The following is a 13,815-nucleotide window of genomic DNA, read 5'->3' as shown; positions in this document are numbered from 1 at the left end:
CCGGCGGTCGGCGATCATCACATGAGCACGGGCTTCGAGCCGGCGGCCGGCCGATTTTTCATGTCAGTCATTTCTCCTCCCAGGGCCGGCAGCGCGCCCGACGTTCGTCAGCATTTTCGCATGTTCTATAACAATTTTACGCGCGTCAATATTTAAAATGTTGTATAGCGGCTTGCGAATGTGATCCGTTGCCGCGCAGCGGTCCAGGCCGCTGACGTGTTGGGAGGTACGATCGAAATGCACGGGAAATCAAAGACAAAGCTCGGCATCGGCGTTGTCGGGTGCGGCAACATCTCGATGACCTATTTGCGCAATGCGGCTCTGTTCGGTGAGGTGGAACTGCGCGCCTGCGCCGACATTTCCGCCGACATGGTGGCCTTGCGCGCCAGCGAATATGGCATCCGTCCGCTCAGCGTCGACGCGCTTCTGGCCGACCCGGAGATCGACCTCGTCCTCAACCTGACCATCCCGTCGGCGCATTTCGACATCTCATTTTCAGCACTTTCGGCGGGCAAGCATGTCTTCACCGAAAAGCCGCTGGCGACCTCGGCCAACGACGGTCGCCGTCTTGTCACGGAGGCGGCGAAGCGCGGGCTGCTGCTCGGCTCGGCCCCCGACACGTTTCTTGGCGCCGCCGGCCGGCGGGCGCGCCGCCTCATGGACGGGGGCGCGATCGGCCGGCCGGTGACCGGCACCGCCTTCATGATGGGGCGCGGCATGGAGCATTGGCATCCCAATCCGCAATTCTATTATCAACCCGGTGGCGGCCCGGTCTTCGACATGGGGCCATATTACCTGACTATGCTGGTCAACCTGCTCGGGCCGGTCGGCCGCGTGATGGCCATGGCAACGCGTGGCCAGGAGGAGCGCCTGATCACCGCAGAGGGTCCCTACAGGAACACCACCTTCAAGGTCGGCACGCCAACCAACATCCTGTCGCTGCTGGAATTCCGCTCAGACGTTACCGTCGCCTTCGGCGCCTCCTGGGACGTCTTCAAGCACTCCAACCATCCGATCGAACTGCATGGCACGGAAGGCTCGCTCAAGCTGCCCGATCCGGACACATTCGGCGGCACCGTCTCGCTTTCGGAGCGCGGAGCCGACTGGGCTGACTTCACAAGCGAGAGCGAACTCTACGGCGCTCGCAACTGGCCCTTCGCCGCGCCCGATCGCGCCAATTACCGCATGCTCGGCGTCGCCGACCTTTCACGCGCGCTGTTGAGCGGAAGAAAGCCGCGTGCGTCCGGCGACCTTGCGCTGCATGTGCTGGAGATCATGGAAGCGACCCTCGCTTCGGGAGAAAGCCGCGAGTCGGTTGCAGTCAATGGAACCGTCGATCAGCCGCCACTCCTTGCGGAGGACGAGGCGGCAAGCCTGCTTGCCTGAGTTTGGGGGCCGTCCATGACAATATCGCCTTCGCCCTTGCTCGATCCGGAAGCCCGGCATGTGCTCGACCTCGGCCGGCAGGCGGCCGCCAAGCCGTTCGAGGCCGGCAGCCCTCAAGAAGCCCGCCACGCCTATGAGCAGGGCTTTCCGACACTGCAGGGCGAACGCGAGCCGGTCGCCTCGCTGACCGAGCGCACCATCGCCGGAACAAGCGGCCCATTGACGCTCAGGATCTATCGCGGGCTAGGAGCTTCCGCGCACGGCGCGCCGGCGTGGCTCTATCTGCATGGTGGCGGCTGGGTGATCGGTAATCTCGACTCCCATGACGAGATCTGCCGCTGGTTTGCCAACATGGCCGCCTGCGTCGTCGTCTGTCCCGACTACAGGCTGGCGCCGGAGCACAAGTTCCCGGCGGCCATCGAGGATTGCCGCGTGGCGCTTGCCTTCATGCAAAGTGCCGTCGACGATCTCGGCGTCGACGCGAAGCGCATCGCTGTCGCAGGCGACAGTGCGGGCGGCAACCTCGCCACGGTGCTCTCCCTGCTCGCGCGCGAAAACAAGAATCCGCCGACGGCGCAGCTGCTGTTCTACCCGAATACGGACGCCTCGCAGACGGCCGACAGCTATTGCCGCTTTGCCGAGGGTTTTGGTCTCACTGCGGCAACCATGGCTTGGTTCCGCGACCACTATGTCACCCATGCCGGCGATATCGACGATTGGCGCGTGTCGCCGCTGAAGGCGGCCAGCCTTGCCGGTGTGGCGCCGGCCTTTGTTGCCATCGCCGGCCATGACATTCTCGCCGACGAAGGCGAGGCCTACGCGAAGCGTCTGGAAGATGAAGGAGTGCCGGTCGCCCTGCGCCGCTGGAATGGCCAGATCCACGGCTTCGTCTCGATGGGCCGCCATGGCCCGGCTGCACGGCAAGCGGTCAGCGCGGCGGTCGGCGCATGGCGCGGCTTCGATCTCGCCTTTGGAAATGCTCAGGCCGATTGACGCATGACCAGCGTCGCGTCGAGATTGATCTTGGGTGCAACCGCAGTCCCGTCCTCATCAAGCAGGGCCAGCAGCGTCTCCACACTGCGTCCCGCCATAGCGGCGAAGTCCTGCGCCATGGTGGTCAAGGCAGGACAGGTGTAGCGGCTGAGCGGGTGGTCGTCATGGGCCGCGACGCGCAGGTCGCAATCGCTTTTGCGGCCGACCTTGCGACCTTGCGAATAGGCGGCCGCCATGATGCCGAAGGCCAGGCGGTCATTGGCGCACAAAATGGTCTTACCCGGCAAGCCACCAGTGCTGAGCATTGCCTCCATCTGCTGGTAGCCGATCCGTTCGAAATCCCAGGTGTATTCATGGGTGTCGCCAATGATCACCGGCTCTTGCCCGAGCCGTTGCATGGCGCTTACATAGTTGTGCAGGCGTTCGCGCGTATTGTGATTGACGTGCGGGATGTCGAAATAGACCGGCGCGTCGCCGGAGCGGCAGAGGTAATCGACGATCGTCGAAACGCTCTGGCTGTTGTTGTTGCCGACGAATGGCGTGCCGCTCTCGAGATAGGTGTCGAAATAGACGATTGGTATGGCCTGCGTCAGCTTCTCCAGCGCACGGTGGTCCGAGCGCAGGCCGAGCGGCGCGATCAGCCCACCGGAAACTTTTAGTGACAGGATGGTTCGCGTCGCTTCCACTTCGAGTTCGCGCGAGCCGTGCGAGGAGATCACGATCGGCCAGTAGCCTTCGTGGCGCAGCCTGAGTTCGATGCGGCTGACCATCTCGGAATAGAAAGGATCGGCGAGTGTCGGCACCACGATGCCTATGCTGCGGGTCCGCTTGCGGTTCAGGTTGCGGGCAAACAGATTGGGCTGATAGTCGGACGAGCGGAGTGCCTCCTCGATCCGCTTTCGCGTCGCCGGCTTGACGCTGGTTGGATCCTCGAAATATTTCGACAAGGTCGGCCTGGAGACGCCGCAGGAGCGCGCGAAATCCTCCATGGTCTTGTGCGTCATCGGCATTGAAATCCTCTCGTCACGGACATCCGTTCCCGGGTGGTTCCTCGGCGCTGCCCGCCAGGCGTGCAAACTGCAAGGCGAAAATTTACAGATAATGTCCAAGAGTTTCCATGCGTAAATTTATAAATTGACGCAAAAGGTGAAAGCGGTATTCATCTTTGGGTGAGCAATGGGAAAATTCGAGTCTCGCGGCGAGGCGGGAGCGCAGCGCCGGAACGAATTCCGCGAGATGGAGAAACTGGTCAGTCCGGCGAGATCCTTGTCGAGATCAGCCGACACCCCTGCGCGGTGACCCTGTGGTGCCGGCACGCTACGATGAACAGCTAAACCAGCTTCAAACAGGCTTGCCAAAGGAATTGGGGCTGGCAACTCCGAATCCGCAGAGGCGATGCGGGACTTCCAAACAGTTACTGTGTCTCGAGATCCGTGAAGATCGGCGGCATCGAAGTCGAAACGGGCGTCCAACGACACTACTGGACGATATGCCTTCCCCACAAGCATCGAACGATCGCCTCGACTTCGTTGCTGTGGTTGAGCGAAGCTACCATCCTGATCAAGCCATTCCTAACGGCGAATTCGGGTCATTAGGTCGAAATCCCTTCCTTGCTAGGAGCCGGCTAGGCGCGAGGAAGTCGCTCAATAGTTGAAGATCGGCCCGAGTAGACTAAGTTGCATGGACTAAGTCGCGGGGCCCGCAATGCACACCGTCAATATTCACGAGGCCAAGACGCATCTGTCTCGTCTTGTCGACAGGGCGGTCAAAGCTGAATCCTTCATAATTGCGAGATCCGGCAAGCCGATGGTGAAGGTCGTTGCCATAGACGCACCTGCGGCCGGCGAAATGCGTCGCGTTGGGTTTATGGCCGGGCAGTTTTTTCAGTTCCAGACGAGGTTGATCGCATGGCCGATGAGGAAATCGGGAAGCTGTTTGGCGGCGACGCATGAAACTTCTGCTCGATGCCCATCTTTTGCTCTGGGCGGCGGGCGAGCCCGAAGAGCTCCCGCCCCTCGCGCGGGTGACTGCGGCCCTTCGGTGCGGTGGGGGGTTGAAGTCAGCTATCGCCTCAGACCACCCATGAACGCCTTTACTCGAGCAGAGTCGACTTGGTTCCACCAGACGCCGTCGTGCTTCAGCGCGCTGGCGATGATGACCCCGTCGACAATGGCGAGGATATCGTTGGCGTTGTCCGGCGTCACGCCGCTGCCGACCAACGTCGGCAGGCCGGCGGCCTGCTTGATCATGCTTATGTAGCCCAAATCCGCGGCGTGGCCGGTGCGCTGGCCGGTGGCGATGATGGCGTCGGCGTCGAAGAAGACCAGGTCTTTGACCAGTTCCTCCACTGGGCGGTCGGCGACGATGGCGTGTGCGCCATGCTTGACATGGGCATCGGCGAAAATGCGGATGCCGTTGGCGCGCAGCCTGGCGCGGTAGCGTGCCGCACGGCCCGATTCGCCTTCGACAAAGCCCTCATTGGCGACATAGGCATTCGCCCACTGATTGACGCGGACGAAGCCGGCGCCGGCGGCGCTAGCGATCGCCAAGGCCGGGATGGCGGCATTGGCCAGCACATTGATGCCGATCGGCTTGCCGAGCTCGCGGCGGATGCGGTCTGAGACGACAGCCATATAGGCCGCCGTCTCCGGTCCGATATCGTCAGGCTTGGCGAAGGGGATGTCGCCATGGTTCTCGACGATGACGCCGTCGCAGCCGCCATCGAGATAGGCCCGGGCATCGTCGAGCCCGCGCTGGTAAATCGCCTCGATCGCCTCGCCATCATAGCGCGGCGCGCCGGGCAGCGGCGCCAGGTGAACGACGCCGATCACCACCTTGGTGCGGCCGAAAAGGTCCACGAGCGCGTCGCCGCCGGATTGGCCGATCTGGGTCATGAGAGCTCCATTTGATCGATGAGCGCCGCCATCTCGGAGGCGGAAGGACAGGATGCCAGCGTGCCCGGCCGTGTCACGGCGATTGCGGCGGCGGCGAGCGCCAGCTCCAGTGCCGAGGTGACCGGCATGCCCCGGGCAAGCCCGCCGGCGAGGCAGCCGCAGAACACATCGCCGGCGCCGCTGGTGTCGAGTGCTTCGACGCGCGGCGCCGGCAAGCGAAGCGGTTCCGTCTGGTCCGGACCAAGCACGAGACAGCCTTCGCCGCCGAGCGTGATCACGACAATACCTGCGCCTCTGGCCGCCAGCGCCCGGGCGGCGGCTGCCATATCGCTCTGGCCGGTCAGGGCTTGCGCTTCGGATTGGTTGACCACCAAAACCTCCGCCAGTCCGAGATCGGGCACAGATGCCGCATCGATGGGGCTGGCGTTGAGGACGGTGCGCGCGCCGTTTTCCATTGCTGCTCGGAGGCAGGCATTGGTCGCGGCGAGGGGCAAATTTCCCTGGCAGACGAGGATGTCGCCGGGAGCGATCCAGCGGACAAGTGCTGTCTGCGCCACCGGGTCGAAGGCTTCGACGCAGGCGACGCCGCTGACGATGAAATTCTCTCCGCCTCGATCGACGACGATGGTCGAGCGGTCACTCGGCAGCTCGAATTGGCTGACCTCAAGGTCGGACAGCTCGTTGTCGAGGCGGCTCCTGATCCATGCGCCAGCTGGGTCCTTGCCGAGCGCCGTCCAGAACGTCACCTCTGCACCAGTCCGTGCTGCTGCGACTGCCTGGTTGGCGCCCTTGCCGCCGAGCCCGTCGGCATAGCTCACGGCATTCAAAGTCTCGCCCGCGGCCGGGAAGCGGCCGACGCGAAACATGGTGTCGACGCAGGCATTGCCGACGACGTGGACGCGCATGGCTCAGCTCTCACCGGTCGCCCAGCCCAGCATCTGTTCGAACAGGGTCTTGTAGCCTGGCCAGGCGATGAACTGCGGCGGCAGCCAATGCGGCCCGACATCGGATGTCCAGGCCACGGTGCGGCCCTTGCCATAGTGGCCGGTGACGAGCAGCGGCAGCGAGCCATAGTCCGACGACACGGCAGCCAGAACTTCCGCACCGTCCTTCAGCCTCACCTCGTTGAAGCCGAGCAGGATCGGCCAGTCCGAACCAAGGCCCCTGAGGATGGGATGTGTCGACCCTGGTTTCGGTACGGGCGCAAAACCTTCCGGAACCTCGACGCGGTCGTCATAGGCCAGGCAGTTCACAGGCAGCACGTCCTCGACCGGCGTCTTGCGGTAGCGCGCCCCGCCGTTGATGCCCTGGAAACTATAGTAGCCGCCGAACATCAACAGACCGCCGCCGCCGCTGACATAATCGCGCAGCAGGCGCAGGCGGTTCGGTGTCGGCTTCGAGTGGACCCAGGTGTCGGGATGCAGCAGCAGCGTGTTGGCGCCGATGTCGGATAGCACGACCGCGTCATAGGCCGACAGCGCCTCCATCGTCTGCGGAAAGCCGCGCTGCGCCTCATGCGCCGGCATGAAGGTGACGTCGAAATCGGTCGCCTTCAGCGCGCCCAGCAATTCGTCGGCGCCGGTGTGGTAGGTGACGGTCGGAAACTGGTCAAAACCCTTGATATGGGTCGCGGTCGACACCCAGGATTCGCCGGCAAGCAGGATCTTCTTCTTGGACATTTGAACTCCCGTGTAATTCCAGGCCGCTTAGAGCCGCGCGAATACGCTTTTCGGATTGGCGATCAGCATGCGGTCGATGGCCGCCTGCTCGACGCCGTGGCGTTTCAGGCGCGGTATGAAATGCTTCAGGATATAGCCATAGCCGAAGCCGCCGAAGCGCGTCAGCATGATCTTGAGGAAGACATCCTGCGACAACAGCAGGCGGTCGCCGAAACCGGCCTCGACAAGGGCGGCGATGGCGCGTGCGTTCTCCTCGTCGGAGGGCGATTGCGCGTCCTGGTCGGCATAGTAATAGTCCATGCCGATCATGTCGTATTCGAGGAACGCGCCGCGCCGGGCGAGGCTTGTCTGGTAGTCGGGGTCGTCGTGGCTCGGGTTCATGTGACAGAGCACGGTATGGCGGAGATCGGCGCCCTCGGCCTCGACGATATCGAGCACCTCGTGCGCCAGCCGCTCCCAGCCCGGCAGATGGATCGACAGCGGCACGCCGGTGATGCGCGAGGCGCGCGCCGAAGCTGTCAGCGACTTGCGCTCCTCGGCGGTGAAATCCTTGCTGACGCCGACCTCGCCGATCAGCCCGGCCATGATCGGCGGCTGCGTCTCGCCGCCGCCGACATCGTTGACGATGAATTCGGTCACCGCGTCCACATCCATGGCCTTCAGCCATTCGGGATGGGTGTGCTCGAGATAGAAGCCGGTGCCCATGACGATCTTCAGGCCGGACATGCGGCTGATACGGGCGAGCTTTTCGGGATCGCGGCCGATGCCGATATTGGTGGCATCGACGACGGTGTGGCCGCCCAGTGCGCGATAGCGCTGTAGCTCTGACAGCGCCAGGTCGGCGTCGTCGAGCGAAACGTTGTCGCGGTTGACGTATGGGTTCATTCGCAACTCGCCGATGATCTCGATGTTCACCGGCTGCTCGGCGACCGCCATGTCATCGGGATGGCAGGGGCATTTCCAGCTGCGCGCGCCATCGAGCAAGATGTGCTCGTGCATCAGCGTGATGCCCATCTCCTCGACCGGAACCGGGCCGAGCACGGTCATCACATGGCCGGTTTCGACCCCGATCGCCAGCCGCTGGCCGGGCACCGCGTCATCGAACAGACCGCCCATCGGCTCAACGGCTCCGCACGGCGCCGCGGAACAGGCGGAAGTTCAGCCAGATGGCGACCAGGATGATCGTTCCGGTGACAATCGGCGTCAGGAAAGGCGACAGATGCGCCAGGATCAGGCCGTTGCCGATGACGGCCACGGTCAGCGCGCCGAGCACCGTGCCAATGATCGTTCCGCGGCCGCCGAACAGGCTGGTGCCGCCGAGCACGACGGCGGCGATGACTTCCAGCTCGAAACCCTGTCCGGCATTCGAAGATCCCGATCCAAGCCGGGCAGCAATGATGATCCCGGCAAGGGCTGCCGCGGTGGCGGAAATCACATAGACGAAGAGCGTCGTCTGCCGCGTGTTGACGCCGGCGCGCCGCACCGCCTCAGCGTTGGCACCGATGCCGGTGACATAGCGGCCGAACGGCGTCTCGTTGAAGGCGAGATAGGCGATGGCCAGGATCGCCAGCGCGATCAGCGCCGGCACCGGCACGCCAAGGAACCAGGCACGGCCCAGCACGGTGAAAGCGCTTCCGGGCTCGATCGGGATCGAATAGCCGCCGGTGATCAGCAGCGCCACGCCACGGATCACCGAAAGCCCGGCAAGCGTGACGATGAAGGACGGGATGCCCTCATAGGCGACGAAATAGCCTTGCACCGCGCCAAGCAGGGCACCGAGCGCCAACATGGCGAGGATAACGACTGACCATGGCAGGCCGAACTGCAAGAGCGTCGCCGACAGCGTTGCCACCAGCGCCAGTACCGAGCCGACCGAAAGATCGATGCCGCCAGTGGTGATGACGAAAGTCATTGCCGCGGCGACGATCAGCAGCGGCGCCGACTGCCGCAGGATGTTCAACAGATTAGGCGACGTCAGAAAGGCGTCGGTCGCCACCGAGAAGATGATGCAGACGACCAGAAAGAACAGCGCGATCGAGACGACACTGCCATTGGCGAGCAGCGCATCGCGCCAGGTGCCCTTGCGCACTCGTGAGGGCTGGGCAGCGTGGATCGCATCGCTCATGCCGGCGCTCCACCGCGATAGCCGTTGGTGGCGGAACGCGCACTGAATTTGCGGCCGACGATCAGATTGACCACGTCCTCGATATTGGTCTCGCCGATCAGCCGCTCGGCGACATTGCGCCCTTCATACATGACCTGGATGCGGTCGCAGACGAGGAACAGGTCCTGCAGCCGGTGGGTGATCAAAATGACGCTGACACCGCGCGCGCTGACCGCGCGGATCAGTTCGAGCACCGCCTCGACCTCGGCCACCGCAAGCGCTGCCGTCGGCTCGTCCATGATCAGCACGGCCGGCTCGAACGAGGCGGCGCGGCCGATGGCGATCGACTGGCGCTGCCCGCCGGAGAGGTTTTCGACCTTGAGCCGCGTGTCGGCAATGACGATACCGAGCCGATCGAGCATCTGGCGCGTCTCGTCGTGCATGCGCTTCTTGTCGAGAAAGGAAATGCCGGCGATGCGGCGGCGCGGCTCGCGGCCGAGAAACAGATTGCCGGCGACATCGACCGTGTCGCAGAGCGACAGGTCCTGGTAGACCATCTCGACGCGCGCCGCACGTGCGTCCGCCGGCGAGCTGAAGATCACCGGCTTGCCGTCGATCTCGATGGTGCCGGCGTCGGGAACCACAGCCCCCGACAGCACCTTGCTCAATGTCGACTTGCCGGCGCCATTGTCGCCGACCAGCCCCAGCACCTCGCCCGGCTTCAGCGTCAGCGACACATCATCGAGCGTCTGGATGGCGTTGTAACGCTTTGAGATGCCGCTCATCCGCACCCGATAGGTCTGGCCACTGCTCATCTGGGATTCCACGCGATTGCCAGGTATCCGCGGCGCAGCTTCAGGCGGCGCCGCGGCTCGGTCGCCGACGCAGTTTACTTGAACATCGCGCGGTATTGGTCGACATTCTTCTTGGTCACGATCGTCACCGGGATATTGATGATCGGGTCGATTTTCTCGCCCTTCTTGAGCTTGCCCAACGCTTCGACCGCGGCCTTGCCTTCGCCTGCCGGATCCTGCTGCACGACCGCCACCACCCAGCCGTCGTCGATGCCCTGAACGGCCTGCTTGGTCAGATCCCAGCCGAACACCTTGACGTCGCCGGTGCGGCCCTGGCTGGTCACAGCCGAAACGGCGCCGAGCAAGGCGGGTTCGCCGGTTGCATAGAGCGAGTTCATGTCCGGATTGGCGGTCATCAGGTTTTCCGAAGCGCTCAACGCCGTCTCCTGAACGTTCTGGCCGTCGACCGTGTCCAGGAAGGTGACGGCCTGGCCGCTTTCGGTCACCGCCTTCTTGAACCCGTCGAGCCGCTGGTTCTGGATGAATGAATTGAGTGCGCCGACGATGCCGATCTTGGCCTTGCCGCCCATCTCGGTCTTCACATAGTCGGCGTAGAATTTGCCGATGTCCTCGCCGGCCTTGGTGTTGTCCACACCTATGAACGAAACGTTGTCGCCGTCGGGGATCTGCGCGTCGATGGCGATGACGGGAATGCCGGCCGCCTTGGCCGCAGTAATCGCGGGCTTGACGCCGTTGACGTCGATGGCGACCAGAATGATGCCGTCGACTTTCTGCGTGATGTAGTTCTCGATCGCGTCGTTCTGCGCGCTCGGCACATTGTTGGCGTTGAAAATGACCAGCTTGGCGCCGGCGGCGTCGGCTGCCTTCTGCGCGCCCTCGTTGATCTGGTTGAAGAACAGGGCCTGCTGGTTGATGTTGACGAGTGCGAACGTATCGGCAAGCGCCGATCCCATGGCTGCCGAGCCCATGGCAATGGCGGCGGCACAGCCGGCGAGAATTTTGAACAGACGCATTTTCGGTTCCCCTTGCTTGCGGACCAGACCGGCTGGTTCCCGTTGGTGCTACAGGCACGAGGCAAGCATTCAAGAGACTTGAATATTTGTCAATCCAAATGAACGCAGAGCGTTGCTCAGAAAGTCGCCGGCGTGTTGACCCAGAAAATGCTGGCGCGTTCCTTGCCGATATTGCGGTAATGATGCGGCAGCTCCGACCTGAAAACGAAGGCATCGCCGGTGGCGAGAGCATGTCGCTTGCCGTCGACGATCAACTCGATCCGGCCGGCGAGCACGTAGCCGACTTCCTCGCCGGCGTGCTGAATCGGGCCTTCGCTCTCGCCGTCTGCCTCGATGTGATGGATGTTGCATTGTAAGAGGTGGCCAGGCGAATACGGAATGATGCGTTCGAGCGAAATGCCCTCGCCACGCCGTAGCGCGTCGAGCGCAATCAAAGGCCTTGCGCCCGCCCGGAATACGATCGCCTCGTCGTCATCGACTTGCTCGAACATCCAGCCGATGTTGGTGTCGAGAACCTCGACCAGACGGTGAAGCATGGGCAGGGACGGCGAAGCCTTGCCGTTCTCGATCTTGGACAGCAGGCTTTCCGAGCAATTCGCAGCCGCGGCCAGGCTCTTCAGCGTCATGCCGCGTGTCTGGCGGGCGAGGCGCAGTCGAGTTCCAAGTCTCGCGGCATTTACGGTGGCGTCCGTTTCCGACTCTGGCCGCCGTCGATCGATTTTATTCATCTGTTCGCCAACCATTCAACGGTCAAGGGCAACTATCGCGCGAGCAAAAGACCTCGGCCGACGATTTGCAAGTGCTGATGCGTCAAATTCGAGGCTGCAGCCGTAGCTCCGGCCTCTGGCGAATGCTGCTCTCGCATGAACCGTGCTGATGATCCCGCGCCAGTTACCCCTATCGCTTGGCTGTCCATCGTGGTCGAAATCGCCAGCCGTTACCGCGTTGCGTCTCGTGGCGAGTGGACTTGGACAATACGGGCAAGGCGGGCCACACAGCCAATCTAGACAACCACGGCCATGCCGACACGATAAAATCTGGACTGTCACCGAATTTGCGGAGTCCGCCGGAAGTCACCCGCGGCAGCGCCCCATGGAGTTGCTCTCGGTAGCGGCGATGTACTCAATGAAATCCCTGAGGCAGTCGCGCACCGCCTGAGCTTCGACAATTTTGAAGAAAGTCCAACAGAATTAATGGACTAGCACCTTGCGGATGTGAATCGCGGAAGCGACGCGCGGTTAATGCTTTAGAAGTATAGACACATCGACACGAGGTGCGAAGAAGCAACGCCAATACAGCTGATTGGTTACGACATATTTATTTTCGCAGATATGGTATTGCCCGTCCGGGGATTGCTGCACACGGTCCCGTGGGATGGTGAAATTATGCGGCAAATAAGTGTACCCACCGTCTACCCTGGACCGCACCGAAGACCGAGGTACGGCGCGGCAATCCGAACCACCGCAGCACTTGAATTTGGTCTGCGGGTCAATCTTGTCTTCGTACCAATCATGGGCGTTAGCTGCTGTTGCGGCGGCGATACACATTGCCGTGAAGATGAGCCTTCGCATGGCATTCCTCAAATATCTGGCAGGCGCTGCTCGTTGGGATTTCCATGTATATTAGCGTTCCATTGAAAATACCATTGGCCCCCGACCGACTGACGCAGCTCCAGCGAGCGACGCTCGCAACTGAAGGCCGCATTGGGTCACGTCAGGACGACACTTGCGCCGGACAAAAGGTCTGCTCGTGTCGCTCCGGGTTAGAAAAGCATCTGTCCGCTTTCCGGCCCGAAGGAGACCTTTGCCGAGCGGCGATCAGCCTGGCGGGATAACCTTACCCTCCTTCGCTTTTCGGCGGCAGACATCGGCCTGTGCGAGGTGGGGCGTTCGCTTGGGGGCGCCTCCGGCGACGGCGAGTTTTGTTCCGTTCCGCCAAAAGGGGGTTTGCTGGTGTGGATCTTGTTTTGGGGGTATTCTCTTCGTTGAGGGATAGGCCTAGTCGATTTCGATTACGGTCGCTTAAGCTTGGCCGCTCCGCTCGGGAGGAGCCTCTGATTGCGATGGCGCGCTTTGCCCACCTTGCCCTTCTCGCCTTTGGATTGTTGCCTGGAATTGCGCTGGCTGGGGAGCCTTTCGTCCCGAGCTGGATCAAAAACGATCCGGCAGCCAAGACGGTGGCTATAGAGATTGTCGCCGATTGGAACCAAGTCGAGCGGTACCGCAGGGACAACATCCGGACCGACATTATCGACTTCAACGGCTACTGGGACGGCAATCTCACGATCATCGTGCCAGAAGAATGGTCGGTACAGATCGAGTTCATCAATGGCTCTTCGAATTTCAGGCACGGTCTGATGGTGACCAGGGTCTATGCTCGGTCGGAGATGCCAGTGAAGTTGGAGGCTGAGGATGCGATTTGGGGGGCGTACACCGCTCCGCTAGAGGGGATTAAAATTAATGAGAAGAGACAACTCAACTTTGTTGCCCAGCAGGCGGGGAACTATTTCCTCGCCTGTCCGAGACAAACACACCTGATGGACGGACACTGGATCGGTTTCGAGGTGAGAGGCAATCTTGTGCGGGCCGTGGCAATCGTCCATGAAGACAAGTTTCCGCAGGAGCAGCCCCCAGGACGCCCATAGGGTTGCGCGAGCAACCAGCGCTATGGCTTCGTCGTGGAGATCATTGCAAATCCGTGGCGGCTTATCTTGAAACTCGAAAGTCTGGCCGCGCCCCGACCGGTCTAGAACTGCCCCTGGTTGCCAAGCCACCAGGTCCAAGCTGAGGCATCCAAACAAGCCTTTGGCGCAGCCGGAGCATCGGCGAGGGATAGTGTCCTGAAGGTTCTGCAAAAAGTTTTGGAGAGAGAACGGCGCTTGCTCTGAAGGGCGAGCGGCCATGGCACGGTGGTGACGTTGCAATCACCGAT

13 protein-coding genes and 1 pseudogene are annotated in these 13,815 nt (G+C 62.3%); 4 read left to right on the top strand and 10 right to left on the bottom strand.

The window, feature by feature from the left end:
• Positions 1 to 237 precede the first annotated feature (237 nt).
• Both NKH05_RS26920 and NKH05_RS26915 read left to right on the top strand, forming a co-directional pair.
• On the top strand, positions 238 to 1,386 hold the full coding sequence (locus tag NKH05_RS26920) for a Gfo/Idh/MocA family protein (RefSeq protein ID WP_352496437.1): 1,149 nt from the start codon (positions 238 to 240) through the stop codon (positions 1,384 to 1,386).
• A gap of 15 nt (positions 1,387 to 1,401) precedes the next feature.
• Positions 1,402 to 2,379: an alpha/beta hydrolase gene (locus NKH05_RS26915; protein WP_353026449.1), complete on the top strand. Its 978-nt coding sequence runs from the start codon at positions 1,402 to 1,404 to the stop codon at positions 2,377 to 2,379.
• On the opposite strand, the gene NKH05_RS26910 is transcribed toward NKH05_RS26915, so the two are convergent.
• A complete protein-coding gene (locus tag NKH05_RS26910; RefSeq protein ID WP_352483924.1) occupies positions 2,367 to 3,389 on the bottom strand; it encodes a LacI family DNA-binding transcriptional regulator in 1,023 nt (340 codons plus the stop codon). The two genes, NKH05_RS26915 and NKH05_RS26910, sit on opposite strands and share 13 nt — an antisense overlap.
• Positions 3,390 to 4,083: 694 nt before the next feature.
• Between NKH05_RS26910 and NKH05_RS26905 the strand changes: the two are divergent.
• Positions 4,084 to 4,331 (top strand): annotated as a pseudogene (locus NKH05_RS26905) (type II toxin-antitoxin system Phd/YefM family antitoxin).
• Between the two features lie 111 nt (positions 4,332 to 4,442).
• Here NKH05_RS26905 and NKH05_RS26900 read toward each other — a convergent pair.
• From NKH05_RS26900 to NKH05_RS26865, 8 genes are all read right to left on the bottom strand, one after another.
• The gene (locus NKH05_RS26900; protein ID WP_352483923.1) at positions 4,443 to 5,273 is read right to left on the bottom strand and encodes a BtpA/SgcQ family protein; all 831 of its coding nucleotides are present in this window, start codon (positions 5,271 to 5,273) and stop codon (positions 4,443 to 4,445) included.
• Positions 5,270 to 6,178 carry a ribokinase gene (locus tag NKH05_RS26895; RefSeq protein ID WP_352548569.1) on the bottom strand — a complete coding sequence of 303 codons (909 nt, stop codon included), beginning with the start codon at positions 6,176 to 6,178 and terminating at the stop codon, positions 5,270 to 5,272. Before NKH05_RS26895 ends, NKH05_RS26900 begins: the two co-directional genes overlap by 4 nt.
• A 3-nt stretch (positions 6,179 to 6,181) precedes the next feature.
• On the bottom strand, positions 6,182 to 6,952 hold the full coding sequence (locus tag NKH05_RS26890) for a glutamine amidotransferase (RefSeq protein WP_352496441.1): 771 nt from the start codon (positions 6,950 to 6,952) through the stop codon (positions 6,182 to 6,184).
• Between the two features lie 27 nt (positions 6,953 to 6,979).
• A complete protein-coding gene (locus NKH05_RS26885) occupies positions 6,980 to 8,068 on the bottom strand; it encodes a phosphotriesterase family protein (protein WP_352548567.1) in 1,089 nt (362 codons plus the stop codon).
• Between the two features lie 4 nt (positions 8,069 to 8,072).
• Positions 8,073 to 9,077: an ABC transporter permease gene (locus tag NKH05_RS26880; protein ID WP_352483919.1), complete on the bottom strand. Its 1,005-nt coding sequence runs from the start codon at positions 9,075 to 9,077 to the stop codon at positions 8,073 to 8,075.
• The gene (locus NKH05_RS26875) at positions 9,074 to 9,871 is read right to left on the bottom strand and encodes an ATP-binding cassette domain-containing protein (protein ID WP_023721835.1); all 798 of its coding nucleotides are present in this window, start codon (positions 9,869 to 9,871) and stop codon (positions 9,074 to 9,076) included. The genes NKH05_RS26880 and NKH05_RS26875 overlap by 4 nt, the downstream gene beginning before the upstream one ends.
• A gap of 74 nt (positions 9,872 to 9,945) precedes the next feature.
• Complete coding sequence (locus tag NKH05_RS26870; RefSeq protein ID WP_352718090.1) at positions 9,946 to 10,884, bottom strand: ABC transporter substrate-binding protein; 939 nt, start codon at positions 10,882 to 10,884, stop codon at positions 9,946 to 9,948.
• Between the two features lie 116 nt (positions 10,885 to 11,000).
• Positions 11,001 to 11,612 carry a cupin domain-containing protein gene (locus NKH05_RS26865; RefSeq protein WP_031194868.1) on the bottom strand — a complete coding sequence of 204 codons (612 nt, stop codon included), beginning with the start codon at positions 11,610 to 11,612 and terminating at the stop codon, positions 11,001 to 11,003.
• A gap of 1,334 nt (positions 11,613 to 12,946) precedes the next feature.
• On the opposite strand from NKH05_RS26865, the gene NKH05_RS26860 reads away from it, so the two are divergent.
• Complete coding sequence (locus NKH05_RS26860; protein ID WP_352718092.1) at positions 12,947 to 13,528, top strand: sulfocyanin-like copper-binding protein; 582 nt, start codon at positions 12,947 to 12,949, stop codon at positions 13,526 to 13,528.
• Between the two features lie 101 nt (positions 13,529 to 13,629).
• On the opposite strand, the gene NKH05_RS26855 is transcribed toward NKH05_RS26860, so the two are convergent.
• On the bottom strand, positions 13,630 to 13,815 hold a 186-nt coding region (locus NKH05_RS26855), incomplete at its 5' end, for a hypothetical protein (RefSeq protein WP_353026446.1).

The sequence above is a fragment of the Mesorhizobium sp. M1399 genome, assembly GCF_040317735.1.
Lineage (GTDB): Bacteria > Pseudomonadota > Alphaproteobacteria > Rhizobiales > Rhizobiaceae > Mesorhizobium.
The sequence above is the reverse complement of the archived record's forward strand: the minus strand, read 5'-3'. Positions and strand labels throughout refer to the sequence as shown.